The sequence below is a fragment of the Kitasatospora sp. NPDC001175 genome, assembly GCF_053598215.1.
This window is the reverse complement of the sequence record NZ_JBSFJU010000008.1, coordinates 82,018-104,593: the sequence shown is the minus strand read 5'-3', so window position 1 is coordinate 104,593 and position 22,576 is coordinate 82,018. Positions and strand designations below refer to the sequence as shown.

The following is a 22,576-nucleotide window of genomic DNA, read 5'->3' as shown; positions in this document are numbered from 1 at the left end:
TCCGACGCACGTGAACATCCCCCGTCTCGTCATCGCCGCGCCGTCCTCGGGCGCGGGCAAGACCACCGTCGCCACCGGGCTGATGGCCGCGCTCTCCGCCCGGGGGCTCGCCGTCTCCCCGCACAAGGTCGGCCCGGACTACATCGATCCCGGCTACCACTCGCTGGCCGCCGGACGGCCCGGGCGCAACCTGGACGCGTATCTGTGCGGCCCGGAGCGGATCGCGCCGCTGTTCCTGCACGGCGCGGCCGGGGCGGACATCGCGGTGGTCGAGGGCGTGATGGGGCTGTTCGACGGGGCGGGGGGCCGCGGGGAGCTGGCGTCCACCGCGCACGTGGCCAAGCTGCTGCGGGCTCCGGTGGTGCTGGTGGTGGACGCCTCCTCGCAGTCCCGGTCGGTGGCCGCGCTGGTGCACGGCTTCGCCTCCTGGGATCCGGAGGTCCGGCTGGCCGGGGTGATCCTCAACCGGGTCGCCTCCGACCGGCACGAACTGCTGCTCCGCGAGGCCCTGGAGGAGGGCTCCGGCGTCCCGGTGCTGGGCTCGGTGCGGCGGGCGGCCGGTGTGGCGACGCCGTCGCGGCACCTGGGCCTGATCCCGGCGGTCGAACGCTCCGCGGAGGCCCTGCGGGCGGTGGGCGACATGGGTGAACTGGTCGCCGCCTCGGTCGATCTGGACGCGCTGGTGGCGCTCGCGCGCAGCGCGCCGCCGCTGGACGCCGAGCCGTGGTCGGCCGCCGGGGAGGTGTCGGCGGTCCCCGGGCGGCCGAGGATCGCGCTCGCCTCGGGTGCGGCGTTCTCCTTCTCGTACGCGGAGAACGCGGAACTGCTGGCGGCGGCCGGGGCGGAGGTCGTCCCGTTCGACCCGCTGCACGATGCCGGACTGCCGGACGGCACGGCCGGCCTGGTGATCGGCGGCGGGTTCCCTGAGATGTACGTCAGCGAGCTCAGCGAGAACGCGGCGCTGCGCACCTCGATCGCCGCGTTGGCCGCCTCCGGTGCGCCGGTGGCCGCCGAGTGCGCCGGACTGCTGTACCTGGGCCGGGAGTTGGACGGGAAGCCGATGTGCGGCGTGCTCGACACCACCGCCCGGATGACCGAGCGGCTCACCCTCGGCTACCGCGAGGCGGTGGCCGTCCGCGAGAGCGTGCTCGCCCCGGCCGGCCTGCGGGTCCGCGGGCACGAGTTCCACCGCACCGTCTGCGAGCCCGGCTCGGGCCCGCAGCCCGCCTGGGGCTGGCGCGGTCCGGACGGGCCGCGCACGGAGGGCTTCACGGCAGGCTCGGTGCACGCCTCGTACCTGCATCTGCACTGGGCGGGCGCACCGGCGCTGGCCGAACGGCTGGTCCGCGCGGCGGCCGGGTACCGCGCGGCCTGATCTGCGGCCGCGTGGATCCGGTGCTCCGACTCGGCCGCAGCGGAGCCGACCCGCTCCGCACGGGTCGTCGCCGCAGGCGGTGGCGACCACGCCGGCCCGGGGCGGCGGTGCGCTGACGGTGGTTCAGCCTCCGGTCCCGTCCGTCACCGGGACGCCGTGGATGTTGCGCGCGATCGCCTCGGCGGGCAGCGCGCACCGCAGTGCCCAGTAGTAGACGGCCAGCGAGAAGGCGACCACCACCAGGATGTCCCACCACAGCGGCAGGTTGCCGGCGGCTCCCGCGCCGAAGCCGCCCTGCCAGGAGATCAGGCCCATCCCGACCAGGTAGACCGGCAGCCAGCGGCCCGCGGCGAAGTCCATCCGCGGGGCGTCCGGCAGGCCCTTGGCGTTGGCGTACCAGGCGTACGAGCCCATCAGCAGGTAGCCGATCAGGATCGCCAGACCGAGCCGCCACAGGGTGTCCCAGCCGGACCAGTAGATCACCAGGCCGGCGACCGCGAAGGCGACCGGTGAGACGACCGCGCCGCCCGGCAGGCGGTACGGGCGCTCGGTCTCCGGCAGCCGCCTGCGCAGTACCCCGAAGGCCAGCGGCGCTCCCGCGTACATCAGCACCACCGCCGAGGTGATGAAGCTGACCAGCCGCTGCCAGCTCGGGAACGGCAGGAAGCAGAGCGCCCCCGCCACGAAGGCGACGATCAGACTGACCCAGGGCACCGAACGCCGGTCCGTCCACTGGAGTGCCCGCGGGGCGTAGCCGTTGCGGCTCAGTCCGTAGGAGATCCTGGAAGTGGAGGTGATGTAGACCAGTCCGGTGCCGCCGGGGGAGATGATCGCGTCGGCGTAGAGCAGCACGGTCAGCCAGCCGAGGCCGATCAGGGTGGCGAGTCCCGCGAACGGGCCGACGATACCGGGGTAGTTGAGCCCGGCCCAGCCGCTGGTGAAGGTCTCGGGCGGCAGCGAGGTGATGAAGACCGCCTGGAGCAGGATGTAGATCAGCGTCCCGAGGGCGACCGAACCGATCACGGCCCGCGGGATGTCGCGCCGGGGGTTCAGGCTCTCACCGGCCCACTGGATCGCCTGCTCGAAGCCGAGCAGCGCGAAGATCACCCCGCTGGTGCTGATCGCCGCCAGTACGCCCTTGGCCCCGTACGGCGCGAAGCCGCGCACGGTGAGGTTTCCGCCGTGGAACCCGGTCAGCGCCAGCGTCAGAACGGTGAGCAGCGGGATCGCCACCTTCCACCAGGTGGCCGCGCTGTTGGTGTGGGCGAGGACCCTGACGCCGAGGAAGTTGATCACCACGAAGAGGGCCATCAGGCCTGCCGCGACCGCGATGCCCGAACCGGTGAGGGTGTGGTCGGGGTGCAGGAAGCCGCGGGCCCAGCTCCAATGCCCGGCATAGTTGATCATTGCCTGGACCTCGATCGGCGCGATCGTCGCGGCCTGCAGCCAGGAGAACCAGCCGAAGGACATCCCGGCGAAGCCGCCGAAGGCGTAGTGCGGATAGCGGGCGGTGCCGCCCGCCACCGGGAACATCCCGCCGAGTTCGGCGTGCACCAGGGCGAGCAGCACGATGGCCACCGCGCCGATGCCCCAGGAGAGCAGCGCGGCCGGTCCGGCGGTCACCACCGCGTTCTTCGCCCCGAACAGCCAGCCCGAGCCGATGATCGCGCCGACCGAGGCCCACAGCAGACCGATCAGGCCCACCTCGCGACGCAGCCTGCCGTTCCCTTCCGCGCCGGACGGAGTGATCTGGTCGGTCGATGCCATGCGTTCGGCCTCTCGGGACTCTGTCGGAGGGTGCGCGGGGACCGTGCGGCGGTGTCGGGTCGGGGTGTCGCGCGGTGCGCTGACGCCGACGGTGCCGCAGATCCGGCACGGAGGAGTCCCGGCGACCCGGACACGCGCGGGCACAGCCGCCCCTCGGCCGAGTCGTCGGATGGTATGTCCGGCTTGCTGCGGCGTCCCGGCCCGCACCCCAGGTCACCACCCCCAGCCCCGAGGCGGCACCTGGCGGAGTCCGTCGTGCGCCGGGCCGGTGCCGGACGCACGATCGGTTCCCGTGTCCGGTCGGTCTAACCCTGTCGCCCGCTCAGTGACTTGAAGAAGTGCACGTCCTCGTGCCCGCCCGGGATACCCAGGGTCCGGCCGGTCTCCTTGTAGCCGTGGCGCTGGTAGAACCCGGGCGCCTGGAAGGTGAAGGAGGACACCACCATGCGGTCGCAGCCGCGCCGCAGTGCCTCCTCCTCGGCGGCCCGCAGGATCCGGCTGCCCCAGCCGTCCTTGCGGCTGTCCTCGCGGACCCAGAGCAACGAGACCCCGCACAGGCCGCCCCAGGTCCACCCGGCCAGCCCGCCGATCAGTTCGCCCGCCTCGTCGGTGACCTTGACCGAGAGCGTGCCCTGCTCGGCCACACCCGTGGCCGCCGCGTTGAAGGCGTCGAGCCCCTCGCTCAGCCGCTGGTTGAGGTCGGTGTCGCGCTCGCCGACGGTCAGGGTCGGGCCGCTTCCTTGATCACTGTTCATGGGCCGGAGTATGGCAGCCCGCCCGGCCGCCCCACCTGCGATTTCCGGCCGGTCCCGGACCGGCCCTCCGGTCGGCTCGCGGCGTCCGGCAGACTCGATCGGCATGGACAACTGGTACGAGCGGTACGAGACAGCCGATGGAGTCGTCCGCATCACCGAGCCGCACGTCGACCCGCTGCTGTCCGCGAATCTGTGGTGGTTGCACGGATCGGACCGTGACATCGTGGTGGACACCGGCCTCGGTGTGGTTTCTCTGCGCCGGGAGATCCCGCAACTGTTCGAGCGGGATCCGCTGGCGGTCCTCACCCACGCACACCTGGACCACGTCGGCGGAGCACACGAGTTCCGCGAGCGGGCCGCGCACACCGCGGCGGCCCCGCTGCTGGCGGAGGGTGTCCCGGCGAGCCTGTACGGCGCCGAGCTCTACCGGCTGCTCGGCATCGACGCAGCGGGAGAGCCCGTCCCCGAGCTACTGGTCAAGACCCTGCCGCACCCCGGCTACGACCCCCGGACGTACCGGGTCGAGCCGGTAGCCCTGACCCGCCGGCTCCAGGACGGCGACCGGATCGACCTGGGCCGCCGCACCCTGACCGTGCTCCACCTGCCCGGTCACACGCCCGGCTGCATCGCCCTGCTGGAGGAACGCACCGGGGTGCTGTACTCCGGCGACGTGGTGTACAGCGGGCACCTCATCGACGACCTGCCCGAGTCCGACGTGCCCTCCTACCGGCGCACCATGGAGTTCCTCGCGCAGCTGGACGTGTCCGTCGTCCACCCGGGCCACGGGCGCAGCTTCGACCGTGCCCGGCTCCGCGAGCTGGCCGGCGGCTACCTGCGCCGCACCGCCGGGCAGCACGGACACTGAGCGGCCTGGGTATCCCCGGCTCGGTCCAGGTCGGCTAGCCTTTTGACCGACTATCAGCCTGTAAGTAGAACTCATGGGGGAGCGGCTGTGGGATTGTGGGACGACGTCAAGGATCTGGGCAGCTCGGCGGTGCACGTCGCCGAGGACGTCTTCTGGGCCCCTACCAAGATCGCGCACTGGGTGCTGACCAAGATGTTCGGCGACCCTGACGCCGAACTGAACAAGTACGCCGCCCAGCTCGAGGAGATGAGCCACGAGGTGGAGGCGCTCGGCAAGGAGATCAACACCGCGCTGAGCCAGCTCACCTGGCACGGAGCGGCAGCTGACGCCTTCATCGCGCACGCCCAGGGCCGGGTCAAGGAGCTGAACACCGTGGCCGACGAACTCGGAGATCTGGGCAAGGAGATCAAGGGCCTCGCCGACGCGTTCTGATCCGCCCGCGTCCACATCCACACCGCACGAAGGAGTACCGCCCCGTGGGCGACCAGTTCGGATACCAGCTGCAGGAGCTGGCCAAGATCCAGAGTGACTTCCAGAAGATCACCCAGCGGATGACCGAGATGAGCCAGCAGGTCGCGGCCATCAAGGCGGCCGTCGAGAACGCGGCCTCGATGGACGTCGCGGCCGGCGCGCCGTTCGGCGTCGGGAACTTCATCGCGGTCGCGGCCAACGTCGCGCACCGCGTCAAGGCCATCAAGGACAAGGCCGAGCAGTTGGAGGCGGCCAAGAAGAAGCTCACCTCGGATCTCGCCGAGGACGAGCAGAAGATCAAGCAGGTGATCTCCCAGTACCAGCAGGCCGAGCAGAAGATCGCGGATGAGCTGAAGAAGAAGCAGGAGAGCCACGAGAAGCCGAAGTCCCCGCACACCGGGACCGACGGGGTCGGTGGCGGCAGTGGCGGCGGTGGCGGTGGCGGCGGCGGCCACACCGGTGGTGGCGGCGGTGGCGGTGGCCACACCGGTGGTGGCGGTGGTGGCGGGGGTGGCGGCGGCCACATCGGCGACGGTGGCGGCGGCACCGGCGACGCGGGCGGCCCCGGCGGCCTGCACGACGGCGGTGAGATCAAGGACCACAGTCGCGGCGACTGGAGCACCCACTTCATCAACGGCTCCAGCAGCTGGGAGGACTGGCCGGCGAACAGCCACTCGCACCTGCACCCGAAGAACGGCGAGGGCGCCGGCGTCGTCGACCGGCCCAACCTCGACGGGCTCTCCGCCGACCGCCGCGGCATCGTGGAGCGCGCCCTGGAGCGCGCCGAGCACAAGCTCGGTTACAGCCAGGGCGCCGAGACCAACGGCTACCGGGTGGACTGCTCGGGTCTGGTCTCCTGCGCCTGGGGCCTGCCCGGTCCCGGCCTGGACACCTACGGCCTGATGTCGTCCAGCATCTCGCACCGCATCGGCAAGGACGACCTGCAGCCGGGCGACGCGATGATCATGGGCGACCACACCGTCATCTTCGGCGGCTGGGCCGACGCGTCCCACACCCAGTACATCGCGATCGAGGACAGCGGCAGCCAGGGCTGTGTCTCGCACGTGATTCCGTACCCCTACTACCACAACGACCAGCGGTACCTGCCCTACCGCCGCAATGGCGTGTCCTGATCGCCGGACGGTAGCAGCCTGACCGGCCCCAGCCGGACACAGGGCCCCTCGCGGTGTTCCGCGAGGGGCCCTGTCTGCACAAATTCGCTGGAGCCAGCGGACCGGGCCGCATACCGTGGCCCGGTCCACGGCTGACGCGGCGTCGTCGCCCGTGCGGGCGGCAGCGCGATGGGGAGGGAAGAGAACAGTGGAGTACAGCGGATGGGCCGACGAGCGGTTCGGGGCGGTCGCGGACGCGTTCGCCCGGAACTTCGCCGAGCACGGCGAAACTCGGCGCGGCCGTAACCGTGTTCGCCGGCGGACGCAAGGTCGTCGACCTGTGGGGCGGGATCGCGGACGAGCGCGACGGCCGGCCCTGGACCGAGGACACGATCGCGCCGGTCTTCTCCTGCGCCAAGGGCCTCGTCAGCATCTGCGCCCACCTGCTCGCACAGGAGGGGCGGCTGGACCTCGACGCCCCGGTGGCCCGCTACTGGCCCGAGTTCGCGCGGAACGGCAAGGAGGCGATCACGCCGCGGATGGTGCTCGGGCACCGCGCCGGCCTCCCCGCGCTCGACCGCGTGCTGAGCTTCGAGGAGATCACCGAGTGGACCCCGGTGGTCCACGCGATCGAGGAGCAGCAGCCGCTGTGGGAGCCGGGTGCGGCCCACGAGTACCACGGGCACGTCTTCGGCTTCCTGATCGGCGAGCTCATCCGGCGGATCACCGGGCTCACCCCGGGTGCCTACTTCCGCAAGACCGTCGGTGACGTGCTGGGGCTGCGGACCTGGATCGGCCTGCCGCAGGACGAACTCGAGCGGCTGGCCCGGCTGGCCGAGGCCGAGGGGCGTCCGCCGATGCCCGGCCCCGAGACCCTGATCATGCGCATCGTGACCATGAACGGCGCACTCGTCTTCCCCGGCCTCGACCAGCCCCGCGGCTGGAACGACCCCGCGCTGCTCACCGCCGAGTTCCCCGGGGCGGGCGCGGTCTCCTCCGCGAGCGGCCTGGCCGCGCTGTACGCCGCCGCCGCGACCGGAGTCGACGGCTCGGCCCGGCTGCTCACGACGGACACCGTCACGGACGCGTTGCGGGAGCTGTCGGCCGGCCCCTCCTGGTCGGGCTTCCCCGACCTGGGCGCCCGCTGGGGTGCGGGCTTCCTGCTGGACGCACCCCGGTTCCGGCCCATGCTCGGCCCGCGCAGCTTCGGCAACGACGGCGCGGGCGGCCAGTTCGCCTTCGGGGACGACGAGTTCGGGGTGGGCTTCGGCTACGTCGCCAACCGGATGGTCGGCTACGGTGACGCCCGGGCCAAGCAGCTCGTCGCGGCCGTACGGGAGTGCCTGGGCTGAGGCGTACGGCCCTCGCCGGCCCCCGAGGACCGGCGAGGGACCGCCTGTTGAGCCTGTCGATCCGATACGTCCCGGACGAGCCCGGATCAGAAGGGCTTGGTCGGCAGGTACTTGCCGTCGAGCGTGATCACCGCACGCTCGCCGCCCTCGGGGTCGGCGACCTTCTTCACGTCCAGCTTGAAGTTGATCGCCGAGATGATGCCGTCTCCGAACTGCTCGTGGACCAGGGCCTTGAGGGTGGTGCCGTAGACCTGGAGCATCTCGTAGAAGCGGTAGATGGTCGGGTCGGTCGGGATGCCGCCGGGGATCGAGCCCCGGGTGGGGACGGTCCGCAGCAGCATCACCGCATCCTCGTCCAGGCCCAGCAGCTCGGCGACCGCCCGGGCGGACTCCTCCGGCAGGGCGTGCTGGCCGAGCACGGCGGCGGTGGTGAAAGCGACCGACAGGCCGGCGGCGTCGGCGATCTGCTGCCAGGTCAGGTCCCGGCGGATCTTGGCCTCGACGGCGACGACGGCCAGCGCCTGGCGGGCGGCGGGGTCGAACTGTGCGTGCACCATGGGAAGTTGGTCCTTTCTGGTATGCCGGTCCGCGGGCCGGAGCGGCAGGTTCGGGTGCCCCGCGAGACGGGACTGCCCCTGATCACGGGGAGGGCGGGAGTCAGGCCGCCAGGCCGGGGACACCGTCGGCGTCGAGGACGGCGACCGCGCCGGTGGGGATGTCGTAGACCCAGCCGTGCAGGGTGACCTTCCGCTCCGCCAGGGCGCGGGCCACCGACGGGTGGGTGGCCAGATTCACCAGCTGCGCGCGGACGTTGGCGCGCACCAGCGCGTCCACCCCGGCACCGGCGGCGCGGGCCAGGGCGGCGTCCGCGTGGCGCAGCCAGCCGACGATCGCCGGCAGGGCGCCCAGGTCATGGCCTTCGGCCAGGGCGGTCATCGCGCCGCAGGCGGAGTGCCCGCAGACGACGATGTCCGTGACGCCCAGGACGGCGAGGGCGTACTCGATGCCGGCCGCGACGCCGTCCGGGCCGGGCGCATGAGCCGGGACGAGGTTGCCGGCGGTGCGGATGACGAACAGTTCGCCCGGCTCGCTGCCGGTGATCAGCTCCGGCACCACGCGGGCGTCGGAGCAGCCGATGAACAGCGTCGTCGGCCGGTGGGTGTCCGCCAGGCGGGCGAAGAGCTCCGCCTTGGCCGGGAAGACCTCGCGCCTGAAGCGCGCGAGTCCTGCTGCCAGGTCTGGCACGGTCACTCCCTTCGGTGGGCGCCGCCCTGTGGGGCCGGCTGAATCCACCATGCACGACCTGTTGCTATAGCGTCCAAGACTTGCTGTCGATAGATACCAGTGATGTCATCTATGGTTGACGCATGGCCCTGGAACTGCGTCATCTGCGCTATCTGCTCGCCGTCGCGGAACACGGCAACTTCACCCGCGCCGCCGAAGAGCTGCACATCTCCCAGCCCACCCTCTCCCAGCAGATCAGGCAGTTGGAACGCACCGTCGGCGTACAGCTGCTGGACCGCACCGGCCGCACCGTACGGCCCACCGACGCCGGCGCCGCCTACCTCCACTACGCCCGCCGCGCCCTGCGCGACCTGGCCGCCGCCGAGCGCGCCCTCCATGACGTACAGGACCTCTCCCGCGGCCACCTGCGCCTCGCGCTCACCCCCACGTTCACCGCCTACCTGGTTGGTCCGCTCACCGCCGAACTGCACGGCCGCCACCCCGGCATCACCCTGGAGATCAGGGAGATGACCCAGGACCGCATCGAGTCGGCGCTGCTCTCCGACGACCTCGACCTCGGCATCGCCTTCGACGGCCCCCACCTGCCGGGCATCGCCCAGGCCGCCCTGTTCACCGAGACCCTCAGCCTCGTGACCGGCCCGCGCCCCGACGCCCGCCCGGCCGCACCACTGTCCGTCCACGAGCTAACTGACTATCACCTTGCCCTGCTGAGCGGAGACTTCGCCACCCGCAGCCACATCGACGCCTACTTCGACCGCCACCGGGTCAGCCCCCGTATCGCCGTCGAGGCCAACTCCATCCAGGCCCTCACCGAGATCGTCCAGCGCACACCGATGGCCACCGTCCTGCCCGACGCGGTCACCCACGACCACCCCCACCTGGCGCCCGTCCCCCTCGAACCCGCCCTGCCCGCACGGACCGTCGCCCTGCTACGCCGCGAGAACGCCTACCAGAGCGCCGCCGCCCGTACCTTCACCCGCCTCACCGAGGACCTGGTCCGCGCCCGCGGCTACGCCCCGGCCTGACCGCCGCACCCCCGCTGGGCTCACCCCGCGACTCGACCCTGGCCTGAGCCGCCGGTCGCCGCTGCCGGTCGCCGCTCTCAACGGCAGCTGCACCACCGCTGTTCAGGCGGTCCGCACGGGGCCCAGCCGACCACATCCACCATACCCGGTGTGATCTGCGTCTCTCCATGTCAACCAGACCCGCGCGGCCGAACGTAGGGAGTTCGAGTAGCCGATCTTTCAAGGAGCCGACCGTTGACCGAGGAGGAGTTCACCGAGTTCTACACGCACTCGGTCCGCCGGCTCACCGGCCAGCTGCATCTGATGACCGGTGACCTGCACGAGGCCCAGGACGTCGTACAGGAAGCGTTCGTGCGGGCGTGGGGCCGGCGCAGGCGGCTGGACCGCGAGGCGGCACCGGAGGCCTGGGTCCGTACGGTGGCCTGGCGGCTGGCGGTCAGTCGCTGGCGGCGCACACGGACCGCGGCCCAGGCCTGGCTGCGCCACGGCGACGCCCCGCAGGTCGCCGGCCCCGTCCCGGACACCGTCGACCTGACCGCCGCGCTGCAGCGGCTCCCGCCCAGGCAACGCCTGTGCGCCGCCCTGTTCTACGTCTGCGACCTGCCCGTGGCGCAGATCGCCACGGAGACCGGGATGGCCACCGGCACCGTCAAGGCCCACCTGTCCCGAGCACGGGCCGCCCTGGCCCAGCACCTGGGCGAACCCTCCCACACCGAGGAGAACGCCGATGACTCCCAGTGATGAGCGCGTCGCCGCCCTGCTGCGCGCTGCCGCGGCGGAGGCTGCCGCGCGGACCGAGGTCGTCCCCGCGGCGCGGATCGCCGCCTTCGGCAGAAGGCGTCACCGGCGACGGGTGGCCGCCGCCATGGCCGGCGCCGCCTGCCTGTGCACCGCCGCCGCGGTCCTGACGATCTCCCTCACCCCCGGCGGCAATCCCGTCCGCACCGTCAACCCCATTGCTCCGGCCGGGACTTCACCCTCCACCGGGACCGCCTTCCCCAGCCCCACTCCGACGGAGCAGGCCAGCGCGAACCCGAGCCCTCCCTCTCCGTCCCGCACCGCCACACCGACACAGCCGGGCGGATCAACGCCCTCCCGCGAGCCCTCGATCTCCAGCCCGCCCCCGACCACCAGCCTGCCCCCGATCTCCAGCCCGCCCCCGACCATCAGCCCGCCGCCGACCACCAGCCCGCCCTCGATCTCCAGCCCGCCGCCGACCACCAGTCCCACCGCCGGCATCCCACCGCGCTGACCCGCCCCGGCGGCCCCGAACCCCTCCGACGAACCAGGACGTTCATGCCCAGTCCGTCCCTGCACGACCATGTCCGCCTGACCGGCCGGCTCCCGGCACCGGCCATCACCGCACCGCCAGCCGCGCCCCCGGCCGCACCGCGCAGGGCCGACCCGGCCCGTACCCCGCTGGGGCCCGCCGCGCCGCGGCGGGCCTGGTACGCGGCCCGGCCCGCCCTCGCCGTGTACACGGCGGCACTCGTGCTGCACCTGGTACTGCTGTCCGCCATGATCCCCCCGCACGGGCCCGCGGTCAGCGACCGGCTCCAGGCGTGGGACGGACGGCTCTACACCCAGATAGCCGCCGAGGGTTACCCGCACGGTTTCACCTACACCCCGGACGGCGAACTCACCGGCAACAACCTGGCGTTCTTCCCGCTCTACCCGCTGGCGGTCCGCGCCGTTCACGCCGTGACCGGCCTCGGCTGGGGCACAGCGGCGATCGTCGCCGCCCAACTGGCCACCATCGCCGCGCTGTTGATCGTGCACAGACTCCTGGCCCGCTTGTACACCCGGCGCACCGCCACCGTGGGCATCGTTCTGCTCGCCGCTGCGCAGCCCATGTCGATCACGTTCTTCATGGCCTACAGCGAGTCCCTGTTCCTCGCCCTCGCCGCGGCCACCCTCCTCGCCGCCCACCGCCGGGCCTGGCTCACCGCCGGTTGCTGCGCCTTCCTGACCGGCCTGACCCGGCCCGTCGGCGTCGCCGTCGTCGCCGCCCTCGCCCTGGCCGCCCTCATCCAGCTGCGCCGCGAGCGGCGGCTCTCCTGGCGGCCCATCGCCGCCGCCCTGCTGGCCTGCACCAGCACCCCGGGCTATCTGTGGTGGGTCGCGGAGCGCGTCGGCCCGGTCGACGCCTGGTTCACCATCCAGGAAGCCGGCTGGGGAACCCACTGGGACCGGGGCAGCTCCCTGTGGCAGTTCCTCACCGAGACCCTGCACTCCGGCGAGGGCTGGGTTCCGGTCAGCGTCGCCGTGCTCCTGCTCGCCCATCTCCTCGCCGCACTGCTCGCCTGCCGGCGCACCACCTGGCCGCCCCTGCTCGTCCACGGCGCGGTGATCATCGTGCTCACCCTCGGGCAGAGCAACTACTACCACTGCAAGCTCCGCCTGCTCACCCCCGCCCTGATCTTCCTCATCCCCACCGCCACCGCACTCGCCAGGGCCCGCCCCGCCACCCGCGCCCTCGTCCTGGCCGCCTCGGCGCTGTTCGGCTGCTGGTACGGCGCCTACATGCTCACCACTTGGCACTATGCGATCTGAGCGGGCGGGGGCTTCCTCGCGCCACAGGCGTACGACCGCGTGTTGCGGACCGCGTCCGGACGTCTCGTAGCGGCCGTCCGGCCCGTCACGAAGCGGGGCAGAACTCCGCCGACAGCTCGTCGGTGAACACCGTGATCGGCCCACTGCCCTTCACCCAGTCGCCGTTGACGTTGGTGGCGAGCAGGCGCCGGCCGTCCCGGGTGCCGTAGGTGTAGCTCCACGAGCCGTTGATGGCACCGCCCATGCCCCAGACGGTGGCGCCGCAGTCCAGCTTGATCGAGCTGACGCCCAGGCCGTAGGTCGTGTTGTCGATCCACTTGCCCTTGGGCGTCGGGATCATCGTGAACATCTCCTCCTGCTGGGCGGGCGGCAACAGCAGTCCGCCCAGCAGCGCGCCGAAGAAGGTGGCGAGGTCGGGGGCGGTGGAGATCATGTCGCCGGACGCCCAGCCCCAGGACGGGCTCAGCTCGGTGACGTCGTAGGCGGGGGCGTTCGGGTCGAGGTCCCAGAGGTGGGAGTACGCGCGTCCGTGCGGCCCGTGGATGGTGACGTCGTCGGGGGCGGGCGTGTAGGTGCCGGTCAGGCCGAGCGGAGCGACGATCCGCTGCTCGATCTGCTCGGCGAGGGTGCTGCCGGTGGCCCGTTCGACGATCATCCCGGCGAGGACGTAGTTGGTGTCGGAGTACGTCCAGCCGGCACCGGGGGCGAAGTCGGGCTGGTGGGCCATGGCGATCCGGACGAGCTGCTCGGGGGTGTAGCGGTCGAAGCGGTGCTGCAGGAAGGGGGTGCCCTTGTTCTCGTCGATGACCTTCTCGTCCACCGCGAAGTTGTAGATGCCGCTGGTGTGGTTGAGCAGTTGTCGGACGGTGATCCGGTCGGGCTCGTAACCGGGGCCGTCGACGACGCCGGGCAACCAGTGCTCGACGCTGTCGTCGAGGCTCAGCCGGCCCTCGGCGGCGAGCTGGAGCAGGACGGTGGCCACGAAGGTCTTGGTGGTGCTGCCGATCCGGAACCGGTCGTGCGCGTGGCGGGCCCGCCAGGTGGCGGTGTCGGCGACGCCGGCGCTGCCGAACCAGTGGCGGTGGCCGTCCCGGACCTCGGCGACGATGCCGGGCACTCCGCCTTCCGTCACGGCCCGGTCGAGGACGGTCTGCACGCCCGGGTGGCCGCCCTGCTCGGCCTGATCGGCGAACGCCGGCGTGGCGGCGGTGGCGGTGAGCACGGCCCCGGCGAGCAGGGCGGTGACGGTGGCGCGGGTGGTGATCCTCATGGCGCGTTCCCCCTTGGTTGTGTTTCGCATTCCGGGAAGAACTGTCCCGTTGATTCACAGGTCCGTCAACATCAACTCTGCGCCTGTACTGCAGATCTGCAGATAGAGGCATGAATTTCCTTGCAATGGGCCTGCTGGCAAATGCAACACCAACCCATCTCCATTGCAACAACCTCCATGCCGGACGGATACTGTCCTGGCGATCGCGAGGAAACGAGGACGGATGCCCGGAGCCAGACTGACCCAGCAGGACCGCCGCCGGATCGCCACCGGCCTGGCCGAGGGACTCGGCTACGGCGAGATCGCCCGCGGCCTCGGGCGGCCGACATCGACCGTCACCCGCGAGATCGCCCGCAACGGCGGTCCGTCCGGCTACCGCGCCGACCACGCCCAGCGCGCGACCGTCCAGCGCTCCCGCCGCAGCCATACCACGGCAGCCTCGCGCACGGCCGTCGCAGCCCCTGGCGCCGCAGACCGAGACCCTGCCGCCGTACGCGAATTCGCCGACCAACTGGCCGAGTTGCTGGTGCACAGCGGCATGCCCCGGATGGTGGCCCGGGTGCTCGCCTGCCTCCACGTCACCGACGACGGCAGCGTGACGGCCGGCGAACTGGTGCAACGGCTGCGGGTCAGCCCGGCCTCCGTCTCGAAGGCGATCGGCTACCTGGAGGGCCAGGCGCTGGTCCGCCGGGAGCGCGACGAACGGCAGCGCCGCGAGCGGTACGTCATCGACGACGACGTCTGGTACCGCGCTCTGCTGGCCAGCGCCGAACGGAACGCGATGCTCGCCGGAATCGCCCGCCACGGCGCCGAACTGCTCGGCCCCGCCACGCCCGCTGGCGCCCGGATGGACGGCGCGGCCGCGTTGCTGGACCGGATCGGCCAGGACATCGTGCGGACCGTCCGGCAGTGGCACGAGGAGAGCGGCTCAGCCTCGTCCTGAAGCGACACATGTTCGGCCGCGCCGGCTTCACCCCTCTGCGCGAGCGCGTTCTTCGCTCCTAATATGCGGAACCGGCCGCCAGCTCCAGGAAGCGCAGCCCGATGTCGGTCACCTCGTCTGCCGTCCACTCCAGCGCCGGGCCGGTGAGACTCACCTCCGCCATCGCCAGGCCGGGTGCGGCATCGGTCCAGTGCGAGACGAACCAGGTCCGCTCCTGCTCGGCGAGGGCCAAGTGGGCCGCGTTCAGGGCCTTTGCGGGGTGCGGGAGCCAGAGCTGGAACTCGTGGGTGGGCGGGACGACGGGGTGGATCCGGGCACCGGGGAGCGCGGCCAGGGCCGGGGCGAGGGTCGCGGCGTGACGGGCGAAGGCGGGTAGCTCGGACAGGAGGGTATCCAGACCCGCCAGCGCGGCAAGCGCGGCCGGCCACTGCTGGAAGAGCGTGCCGCCGTAGCGGTGGCGCCAGGTGCGGGCGTAGGCGGTGAGCGCCGCGTCGCCGGCCAGTGCAGCACCGCTGATGCCGCGGAGGTCCTTGTAGAAGGAAACGTAGACGCTGTCGGCGAGCGCCGATATCTCGTCAAGCGGCTTGCCGAAATGGGTTGTCGTGTTCCACAGTCGGGCACCGTCGAAGTGCACCCGGGCACCGGTCGCGCGGGCCGCCTCGGTGAGCTCGACCAACTCTTCCCAGCTCGGCAGCAGATAGCCGGGGTCGCGCAGCGGGAGTTCGACCGCCAGGGTGCCGAACGGCTCGCCCAGCGCGCCGAGTTCCTCGGTGGTCGGCTGCCGCTGCTCGGTGGTGGGCCACAGGCCGCGCAGACCGGTGAGCTGGGCGTAGGCGTGCCGCTCGTGCCGCTCCAGATGGCTGAGCGGATGGAGTGCGACGGCCGAACGGCCGGTCAGCTCGGCGCCGTAGCGCAGCGCGACCTGCTGGGCCATGGTGCCGGTGGGGAAGAAGACCGCGTCCTCCTTGCCCAGCAGCGCGGCGGTCCGCTCCTCCAGTTGCTGCACCGGGCCGTCGCCGCCGTAGATGTCGGGCTCGACGTCCAGCCCGTCCAGGGCGGCGAGTTCGGTCAGCCGCTCCCGGATGCTGGCGGAACGCTCGCCGGAGAGAAACCGCTTGCAGGCCCTGCGGGCCGCGCGGCGCCGCTGTTGATCATTGGCAGTGCTCTGATCATCGCTCATCCGGCGATTCTCGGCTCGACAGGTCAGCCGGGCCAAGCACTTTTCGCAGGCGAAGGCCCCGGGCCTGACCCCGGTCGTGCAGGCAGAACCTGAGCGGGATCCGGCCGACATGGGCGGCGGCACGGGAGGAGTGGGGCAGCTGGTTCCCCGGCGCCCCACCCCCGCCGACATTACGGATCGCGAACTCGCGGAGCGGCGGTGGCCCGGCAGCGGGTGTACCGGGCCACCTTCCGCTCACCGGGCGTCGGTGCGCCTTTCGAGGCGGGTGCCGTCGCGAAGGGTGATCGACATCAGGTCGCTGGGACCGTCCAGTTCCAGGCGGTGCCAGCGACCGCGGGGGACGATCACGGCGCTGCCCGCCGCAGTCGCACCATCTCCTCCGCGCCCGGGCCATCAACGATGCCCTCGGCTACCGGCCGACCCACCGGTCGCTCGGGTACCAGCTCGACCTCTAGCCGACGACCTGTAGCCGACGACGCGGCCGGGGCGCCCCGTTATCCCGTTCGGGCGCCCCGGCCTGCCGCGCGATCGTCGACACACTCGGCAGTCCGCCGCCCCGGCCCCGGTCCGGCGGCCCGCGATCCGCTGCGGACGGCTCGTCGCCCCCGCCGGGTCTCGGTCACCGATCAAACGATTGACCTGCTCATCGGGGCCGTGGTGGGATTCCGGGGCTGATGGGGCAGACGGGATCACCGGGGGTGTTCGAGTGCGGGACGTGGTCGTGGGGGTGGGGGCGAGCCGGGGGGTGGCGGCCGGCGAGGTGCTCGGCCTGATCGACGCCGTCTTGGCCGAGACCGGCCTCGGACGTGACCGGATCGCCCAACTGGCCACCGTACGCGGCAAGGCCGAGGAGCCCGGCCTGCTGACGGCGGCCCGGGAGTTGCGGGTGCCGCTGGTCGGCCATGAGGCCGAGGCGCTGGCCGCCGTCCCCGTTCCGCATCCGTCCTCCTCCGTGCTGGCCGCGGCCGGTACGCCGAGCGTCGCGGAGGCTGCAGCCCTGCTCTCCGCGCCCGACGGCGAACTGCTGGTCCCCAAGCGCAAGTCCGCCCGGGCCACCGCGGCGGTCGTCCGACAGTCCTCGCCGCGAGCCACCCCACCGCCCCCTTCCGCCAGGAGCCACGACGTGATGACCATCGAGCCCGATCTCCGCCACCACGGCGACGCCGAGGTGCGAAGCGCCGGACTGGTCGACCTGGCCGTCAACGTCCGTACCGGCACGCCGCCGTCCTGGCTCCGCGAGCGGCTGGCCGCCACCCTCGGCGATCTCGCGGCCTACCCCGAGCAGAGCGCGGCCCGGGCCGCCGTCGCCGCCCGGCACCGGCGGCCGGTGGACGAGGTGCTGCTGACCTCGGGTGCGGCCGAGGCTTTCGTCCTGCTCGCCCGCGTCCTGAAGCCGCGCCATGCCGCGGTCGTGCACCCTCAGTTCACCGAACCGGAGGCCGCCCTGCGCGACGCCGGGATCACCGTCCACCGGGCGGTCCTCTCGCCCGCCGAGGGGTTCCGGCTCACGCCGGGTGCGGTGCCCGAGGAGGCCGACCTGGTGGTGCTCGGCAATCCGACCAATCCGACGTCCGTGCTCCACCCGGCCGCCGGAGTGGCCGCGCTCGCCCGGCCCGGGCGGACGCTGGTGGTCGACGAGGCGTTCATGGACACCGTCCCGGGTGAGACCGAGTCGCTGGCCGGGCCCGGGTTCCGCGACCTGCCCGGCCGCGTGGTGGTGCTGCGCAGTCTGACCAAGACCTGGGGGCTGGCGGGACTGCGGATCGGCTATGTGCTCGGCCCGGCCGGCCTGGTCGCCGAACTCGCCGCCGCCCAGCCGCTCTGGCCGGTCTCCACTCCCGCGCTGGTCGCCGCCGAGGTGTGCAGCGCGCCCGCCGCGCTCGCCGAGGCCGAGCAGGCCGCGCGCACCACCGCCGAGCAGCGCACCCACCTGCTGGGGGGCCTCGCCGCGTTCCCCGGCGTCCGGGTGCACGGCGAGCCGGCCGCCTCCTTCGTGCTGATCGAACTGCCCGGCGCGGCGGCGGTCCGCGAACGGCTGCGCGCGACCGGGTTCGCGGTGCGGCGCGGCGACACCTTCCCCGGCCTCGGTCCCGACTGGCTGCGGATCGCGGTACGGGACGAGGCCACCACCGACCGCTTCCTCGCCGCGCTCGCCACCGCCATCGAGGGCTGAGGGCCGTGCGGCGGATCGCCGACTGACGTCAACCGCCGTCACCTCTCGGCCACTTCGGCGGGCGTCGCGCCCCGGGTAGCCGTGACGTCACGCCGGGGCGGGCCGCCAAGCACGGGCGGCGGCGATCCGCCGGGTGGCGCTGGGGTGGGTGGCGAAGAGGAGTTCCAGCAGCCGGGGCGGGTCGACGTCGGAGACGTTGGTGACCGCGAGGCGGCGCTGCATGGCGATGAACTGCTCGGGATCCGAAGTGAGTTCGAGCGCGTGCCGGTCGGCCCGGGTCTCGACCCGGCGGCTCACCGCGCACTGCGGCGGCCCGGCTGGGGCACCGATCAGCGCGGCACAGGCAGCCAGCAGCGGCAGCGAACGCGGGTCGGCCGCGTCCGCGGCGCCGGCGGCCGTGAGCAGCACGGACCGGTCGGCGAGCAGCCCCATCAGGGCGACCGCGACGGCCGCGCCCAGCGCGCCCAGGACCGTCCCGGTGAGCACGTCCCGGTGTTTGACGTGTCCCAGCTCATGGGCCACCACCAGCTCGACCTCGCGTGGCTCGGCGGCGGACAGGAGCGTGTCGTAGGCGACGATCCGCCGGGTGGCGCCGAAGCCGGAGACGTACGCGTTGAGGGCGGTGGTGCGGCGGGAGGCGTCGGCGACCAGCACCTCCTTGACCCGGATCGCGTCGCGAGCGGCCAGGTCGAGCAGAGCGGTGCGGAGCGGGCCCTCCGGCATCGGGGTGAAGCGGTTGAAGACCGGTTCGATCAGCAGCGGATACAGGAAGGACAGGGTGGTGGTGAGCAGCGCGGCGAAACCGGCGGCGGGCAGCCACCAGCCGTGCGGGGAGCGATCGGTGAGCGCGTACAGCCCGTACACCACCGGCAGTCCGAGCAGCAGGGTGAGCCCGAGCCCGCGCAGCGCGTCCACGGCCCAGCCGGCCCAGCCCTGGGTGACCAGGCCGTAGCGGCGCCGTACCACCCGGACCCCGGCGCCGAACGGGAGTTGCAGCAGCTGCCCGATCAGCACCAGGGCGGCGGCGCCGGCCAGCACCCGCGCGGTGCGCGAGCCGCCTAGGACTGAGCCCGCCGCCGTGACCAGTCCGGCTCCGGCCGGGGTGAGGCCGAGGGCGAGGGTGCAGAGCAGCCCGGCGATCCGGCCGCCGAGGGCCCACGGCAGCTGGGCGCGGCGCAGTGCCCGGCCTCGGGCCACCTGCTCCGGAGTGAAGTCGTCCATGGCGCAAGCGTAGAAGCGCCGGGTGCCGTAGCGGAGGGTGTCCCTGGCCGGAGGCTGTCCCGGGGCCGGTGGCGGGTTACAGCTCGGCGAGGAGGAGCGGGAGTTCGCGCATGTCGTGGAAGACGACGGTGCCGGGGCCTTCCAGCCAGTCGGCGGGGGTGAGCCCTCCGGCGTAGCCGAGCGAGCGCATGCCGGCGGCGCGGGCCGCCTCGACGCCGTACCGGCTGTCCTCGACCACGACGCACGCCGCGGGGTCGACGCCCGACTGCCGGGCGGCGTGCAGGAACAGGTCCGGGGCCGGCTTGCCGCGGGAGACCTCGGTGGCGCTGAAGACGCGGCCCGCGAAGCGCTCGTAGAGGCCGGTGTGGCCGAGGGTGTGGCGCATCTTCTCGTGGGAGCCGCTGGAGGCGACGCACACCGGCAGGGTGATCTCCTCCAGCGCCTCGGGCAGCCCCTCGACCGGGGAGAGTCCGGCGTCCACCGCCTCCCGGTGCAGTTCCACGAACCGCTCCTCCCAGGTGTCGGCCGTCTCCCGGCCGAGCCGGTCGGCGATCTGCTCGCCGATGGACCGGCTCGAGCGTCCGACGAACCGGCTGATCACCTCGGCTTCGGTCAGCGGCCAGCCCAGCTCAGCGCCCAGGGTGACGTGCACGCGCACGGCGATGCGCTCGCTGTCGACCAGCACCCCGTCGCAGTCGAAGATGACGAGTTCAATCGGCTTGATCATTCCCGCAGGATAGGGGAGTTGGGACTGCGGAGTCACCGTCGTATCCGACTGCGGAAGAGGCAGGACGAAAAGAACCCGCCGGGCGTCTCCGTCGTGGGGGAGAGACGCCCGGCGGGCAGTGTCGGCTGGGGCCGGATCAGACCTGGCCGGCCTTCTCCAGGGCGGAGCAGCAGGTGTTGACCAGCAGGCGGGTCACCACGTACGGGTCGACGTTGGCGTTCGGGCGGCGGTCCTCGATGTAGCCCTTCTTCTCGACCTCGACCTGCCACGGGATGCGGACCGAGGCACCGCGGTCGGAGACACCGTAGCTGTAGACGTTCCACGGGGCGGTCTCGTGCTTGCCGGTGAGGCGGGACTCGATGTCGGCACCGTACTGGGTGACGTGCTCCAGGACCTTCTCCTGGCTCTCGCCGAGCGACTCGCAGGCGGTGATGATCGCGTCGTAGCCCTCGCGCATCGCCTTGGTGGAGAAGTTGGTGTGCGCGCCCGCACCGTTCCAGTCGCCACGGGCCGGCTTCGCGTCCAGGGTGGCGTCGATGCCGAACTCCTCGGCGGTGCGGTACAGCAGGTAGCGGCCGATCCACAGGTCGTCGGAGACGGTCAGGGCGTCGACCGGGCCGATCTGGAACTCCCACTGGCCGGGCATGACCTCGGCGTTGATGCCGCAGATGGCCAGGCCGGCCTCGATGCAGCGGTCCAGGTGCAGCTCGACGATCTCGCGGCCGAAGACCTCCTCGGCGCCGACGCCGCAGTAGTAGCCGCCCTGCGGGGCCGGGAAGCCGCCCTCGGGGAAACCGAGCGGGCGGGAGCCCTTGAAGAAGGTGTACTCCTGCTCGATGCCGAAGATCGCCTCCTGCGCGGCGAACTTCTCGGCCACCTCACGGAGCAGCGCACGGGTGTTGGACTCGTGCGGGGTGCCGTCGGTCTCCAGGACCTCGCACAGGACCAGGATGTTGTCACCGCCGCGGATCGGGTCCTTCACGACCTTGACCGGCTCCAGCACGCGGTCCGAGGCGTGGCCCTCGGCCTGGTTGGTGGAGGAACCGTCGAAGCCCCAGGTGGGGATCTTGTCCGCGTTGGCCAGAACACGAGTCTTGGAACGGAGCTTGGCCGTCGGCTTGGTGCCGTCGATCCAGATGTACTCGGCCTTGATCGCCATCGCGGGGTACCTCACTGCTTGGGTGGTGGGTGCCTGCGTACTGTTGCAAGCCGCCGTTTCCCGGTTGTTTTTCCTATGTAACGCCCATGTGAACCAACCGTCCGCAGTGGCACGCTCACACACCGGCAGTGCCAGGCCGCCGCGGGCCCGGTGCCCCGGCGCGCACAGAGCGGTGCCCCGGAGCGCTCGAACCGCACTCCGGGGCCACGTTCGCCCAGCTGCCAGGGCATGCGCCCACCAAAGGGCGGTGTCAGCCGCAGTGGAAGGCCGCGTTGCCGAACCGGCCGCTCCAGTACCAGGCGTGGTTGCGAATCGGGGGTGTCGTTGTCGAAGGTCTCCGCCCACAGGCTGATGCAGTGGCCCTGGGCGTTGACGCGGACCGGCCCGGCGAACTGGCTGTAGAGCCTGCTGTCCGTCGGGTCCTGGTCGATCGCGGTGCGCGTGCAGTCGCTCGCCGGAGACGTCTCCGCGCAGGCCTCCAGGTTGACGTAGGTGTGGCTCGGCGTGCCGGAGAGAGCGGGCACCTTCACGTTGACGGCGCAGTTCTGGCCACTTGACGAGTCGTAGTACAGGTGCGCCCAGCTGAACACGTTGCCGTTGTCGTCCTTCACCGCGTACGGCGAGCCGCTCACCTCGCTGCCGGAGCAGCCCCAGCCGCCAGCCGCGGCCGGGCCGGCGGTGGCGAACGTCAGCCCGCCGCCGAGGGTGAGGGCCGCCATCGCCGTGACGGCGAGCCGGCGGACCGTTCCACGTATGCCACGCATCTTCTGGCGTCCTTTCACGGATTTGCCCACAGGGCCGCGCCCTTCCTGGCGCGCCCGATCACCCGGCCAGCGTGGCGAACCGGTGTAACAACTCCGTCTCACCACGGTACTGCGGGTGGAAACCGGACGACAGCCCACCCGGAGGAGCTCACCCCACACGTCGGGTCTGCCGTGCTGCGGGACCCGAGGGAGGAGGGCGGTGGCGCACCCGCCGGCTTCCTCCGTGCTTCGGCGGCGGCGCAGGCCACCGCGGTTCGAACACGACCGGAGGGCGGTGTCAGCCGCAGTGGAAGGCCTCGGGGGCGAACTGGCCGCTCCAGTACCAGGCGTGGATGCGGTTGGAGGTGTCGTTGTCGTAGGTCTCCGCCCACAGGCTGACGCAGTGGCCCTGGGCGTTGACGCGGACCGGCCCGGCGTACTGGCTGTAGCGCTTACTGAAGTCCGTCGGGTCGTCGTCGGCCTGGGTGGACGTGCAGTTGCCCGGGGACGTCTCCGCACAGGTCGCCAGGTGGACGTAGGTCCAGCTCGGCGTGCCGGAGAGAGCGGGCACCTTCACGTTGACGGCGCAGTTCTGGCCACTTGACGAGTCGTAGTACAGGTGCGCCCAGCTGAACACGTT

Annotated in this window: 20 protein-coding genes and 3 pseudogenes; 11 read left to right on the top strand and 12 right to left on the bottom strand. The window is 72.2% G+C overall.

Going from position 1 to position 22,576, the window contains the following annotated elements:
• Positions 1 to 10: 10 nt before the first annotated feature.
• Entirely contained in the window at positions 11 to 1,375 is a 1,365-nt protein-coding gene (locus ACWDAK_RS08770) for a cobyrinate a,c-diamide synthase (protein WP_427394077.1), read from the top strand.
• 123 nt (positions 1,376 to 1,498) lie between these two features.
• On the opposite strand, the gene ACWDAK_RS08765 is transcribed toward ACWDAK_RS08770, so the two are convergent.
• Positions 1,499 to 3,142, bottom strand: a complete 1,644-nt coding sequence (locus ACWDAK_RS08765) for an APC family permease (protein ID WP_344635345.1) — start codon at positions 3,140 to 3,142, stop codon at positions 1,499 to 1,501.
• A gap of 305 nt (positions 3,143 to 3,447) precedes the next feature.
• On the bottom strand, positions 3,448 to 3,897 hold the full coding sequence (locus ACWDAK_RS08760; RefSeq protein ID WP_344635344.1) for a GNAT family N-acetyltransferase: 450 nt from the start codon (positions 3,895 to 3,897) through the stop codon (positions 3,448 to 3,450).
• A gap of 103 nt (positions 3,898 to 4,000) precedes the next feature.
• Here ACWDAK_RS08760 and ACWDAK_RS08755 point away from each other — a divergent pair, with 103 nt between their 5' ends.
• From ACWDAK_RS08755 to ACWDAK_RS08740, 4 genes and pseudogenes are all read left to right on the top strand, one after another.
• Positions 4,001 to 4,762 (top strand): MBL fold metallo-hydrolase, encoded by a 762-nt coding sequence (locus ACWDAK_RS08755; RefSeq protein WP_344635343.1) that lies wholly within the window; start codon positions 4,001 to 4,003, stop codon positions 4,760 to 4,762.
• 87 nt (positions 4,763 to 4,849) lie between these two features.
• Positions 4,850 to 5,194 carry a hypothetical protein gene (locus ACWDAK_RS08750; protein ID WP_344635342.1) on the top strand — a complete coding sequence of 115 codons (345 nt, stop codon included), beginning with the start codon at positions 4,850 to 4,852 and terminating at the stop codon, positions 5,192 to 5,194.
• A 44-nt stretch (positions 5,195 to 5,238) separates the two neighbouring features.
• On the top strand, positions 5,239 to 6,366 hold the full coding sequence (locus ACWDAK_RS08745) for a hypothetical protein (RefSeq protein WP_427394076.1): 1,128 nt from the start codon (positions 5,239 to 5,241) through the stop codon (positions 6,364 to 6,366).
• Between the two features lie 187 nt (positions 6,367 to 6,553).
• Positions 6,554 to 7,697 (top strand): annotated as a pseudogene (locus ACWDAK_RS08740) (serine hydrolase domain-containing protein).
• An 86-nt stretch (positions 7,698 to 7,783) separates the two neighbouring features.
• Here the strand turns inward: ACWDAK_RS08740 and cynS are convergent.
• Positions 7,784 to 8,254: a cyanase gene (cynS, locus tag ACWDAK_RS08735; protein WP_427394075.1), complete on the bottom strand. Its 471-nt coding sequence runs from the start codon at positions 8,252 to 8,254 to the stop codon at positions 7,784 to 7,786.
• Between the two features lie 100 nt (positions 8,255 to 8,354).
• On the bottom strand, positions 8,355 to 8,942 hold the full coding sequence (locus ACWDAK_RS08730) for a carbonic anhydrase (RefSeq protein WP_427394074.1): 588 nt from the start codon (positions 8,940 to 8,942) through the stop codon (positions 8,355 to 8,357).
• A gap of 122 nt (positions 8,943 to 9,064) precedes the next feature.
• Between ACWDAK_RS08730 and cynR the strand changes: the two genes are divergently transcribed.
• The 4 genes from cynR (at position 9,065) to ACWDAK_RS08710 (ending at position 12,520) form a co-directional block, all read left to right on the top strand.
• Positions 9,065 to 9,967, top strand: a complete 903-nt coding sequence (gene cynR, locus ACWDAK_RS08725; protein ID WP_427394073.1) for a transcriptional regulator CynR — start codon at positions 9,065 to 9,067, stop codon at positions 9,965 to 9,967.
• Between the two features lie 234 nt (positions 9,968 to 10,201).
• Positions 10,202 to 10,708 (top strand): SigE family RNA polymerase sigma factor, encoded by a 507-nt coding sequence (locus tag ACWDAK_RS08720; RefSeq protein WP_427394072.1) that lies wholly within the window; start codon positions 10,202 to 10,204, stop codon positions 10,706 to 10,708.
• Positions 10,695 to 11,219: a hypothetical protein gene (locus tag ACWDAK_RS08715; protein ID WP_427394071.1), complete on the top strand. Its 525-nt coding sequence runs from the start codon at positions 10,695 to 10,697 to the stop codon at positions 11,217 to 11,219. Before ACWDAK_RS08720 ends, ACWDAK_RS08715 begins: the two co-directional genes overlap by 14 nt.
• A gap of 44 nt (positions 11,220 to 11,263) precedes the next feature.
• Positions 11,264 to 12,520 carry a hypothetical protein gene (locus ACWDAK_RS08710; protein ID WP_427394070.1) on the top strand — a complete coding sequence of 419 codons (1,257 nt, stop codon included), beginning with the start codon at positions 11,264 to 11,266 and terminating at the stop codon, positions 12,518 to 12,520.
• Between the two features lie 85 nt (positions 12,521 to 12,605).
• On the opposite strand, the gene ACWDAK_RS08705 is transcribed toward ACWDAK_RS08710, so the two are convergent.
• Positions 12,606 to 13,790 (bottom strand): serine hydrolase domain-containing protein, encoded by a 1,185-nt coding sequence (locus ACWDAK_RS08705; protein WP_427394069.1) that lies wholly within the window; start codon positions 13,788 to 13,790, stop codon positions 12,606 to 12,608.
• 223 nt (positions 13,791 to 14,013) lie between these two features.
• On the opposite strand from ACWDAK_RS08705, the gene ACWDAK_RS08700 reads away from it, so the two are divergent.
• Positions 14,014 to 14,733: a GbsR/MarR family transcriptional regulator gene (locus tag ACWDAK_RS08700; RefSeq protein WP_427394068.1), complete on the top strand. Its 720-nt coding sequence runs from the start codon at positions 14,014 to 14,016 to the stop codon at positions 14,731 to 14,733.
• 58 nt (positions 14,734 to 14,791) lie between these two features.
• On the opposite strand, the gene ACWDAK_RS08695 is transcribed toward ACWDAK_RS08700, so the two are convergent.
• A complete protein-coding gene (locus ACWDAK_RS08695; RefSeq protein WP_427394067.1) occupies positions 14,792 to 15,913 on the bottom strand; it encodes a threonine aldolase family protein in 1,122 nt (373 codons plus the stop codon).
• Between the two features lie 234 nt (positions 15,914 to 16,147).
• Positions 16,148 to 16,299, bottom strand: a pseudogene (locus tag ACWDAK_RS08690) (cupin); the annotation flags it as partial.
• A gap of 320 nt (positions 16,300 to 16,619) precedes the next feature.
• Between ACWDAK_RS08690 and cobC the strand changes: the two are divergent.
• Positions 16,620 to 18,086, top strand: a complete 1,467-nt coding sequence (gene cobC / locus ACWDAK_RS08685; RefSeq protein ID WP_427394066.1) for an Rv2231c family pyridoxal phosphate-dependent protein CobC — start codon at positions 16,620 to 16,622, stop codon at positions 18,084 to 18,086.
• 87 nt (positions 18,087 to 18,173) lie between these two features.
• Here the strand turns inward: cobC and ACWDAK_RS08680 are convergent, their stop codons facing one another.
• The 5 genes and pseudogenes from ACWDAK_RS08680 to ACWDAK_RS08660 all read right to left on the bottom strand — a co-directional run.
• Positions 18,174 to 19,307, bottom strand: coding sequence for a M48 family metallopeptidase (locus ACWDAK_RS08680; RefSeq protein WP_427394065.1), 1,134 nt, complete (start codon positions 19,305 to 19,307; stop codon positions 18,174 to 18,176).
• Between the two features lie 76 nt (positions 19,308 to 19,383).
• The gene (locus tag ACWDAK_RS08675) at positions 19,384 to 20,034 is read right to left on the bottom strand and encodes an HAD family hydrolase (protein WP_344635328.1); all 651 of its coding nucleotides are present in this window, start codon (positions 20,032 to 20,034) and stop codon (positions 19,384 to 19,386) included.
• Positions 20,035 to 20,170: 136 nt separating this feature from the next.
• Entirely contained in the window at positions 20,171 to 21,193 is a 1,023-nt protein-coding gene (gene glnII, locus ACWDAK_RS08670) for a glutamine synthetase (protein ID WP_344635327.1), read from the bottom strand.
• A gap of 11 nt (positions 21,194 to 21,204) precedes the next feature.
• Positions 21,205 to 21,957, bottom strand: coding sequence for a hypothetical protein (locus ACWDAK_RS08665; RefSeq protein WP_427394064.1), 753 nt, complete (start codon positions 21,955 to 21,957; stop codon positions 21,205 to 21,207).
• A gap of 277 nt (positions 21,958 to 22,234) precedes the next feature.
• Positions 22,235 to 22,576 (bottom strand): annotated as a pseudogene (locus tag ACWDAK_RS08660) (hypothetical protein); the annotation flags it as partial.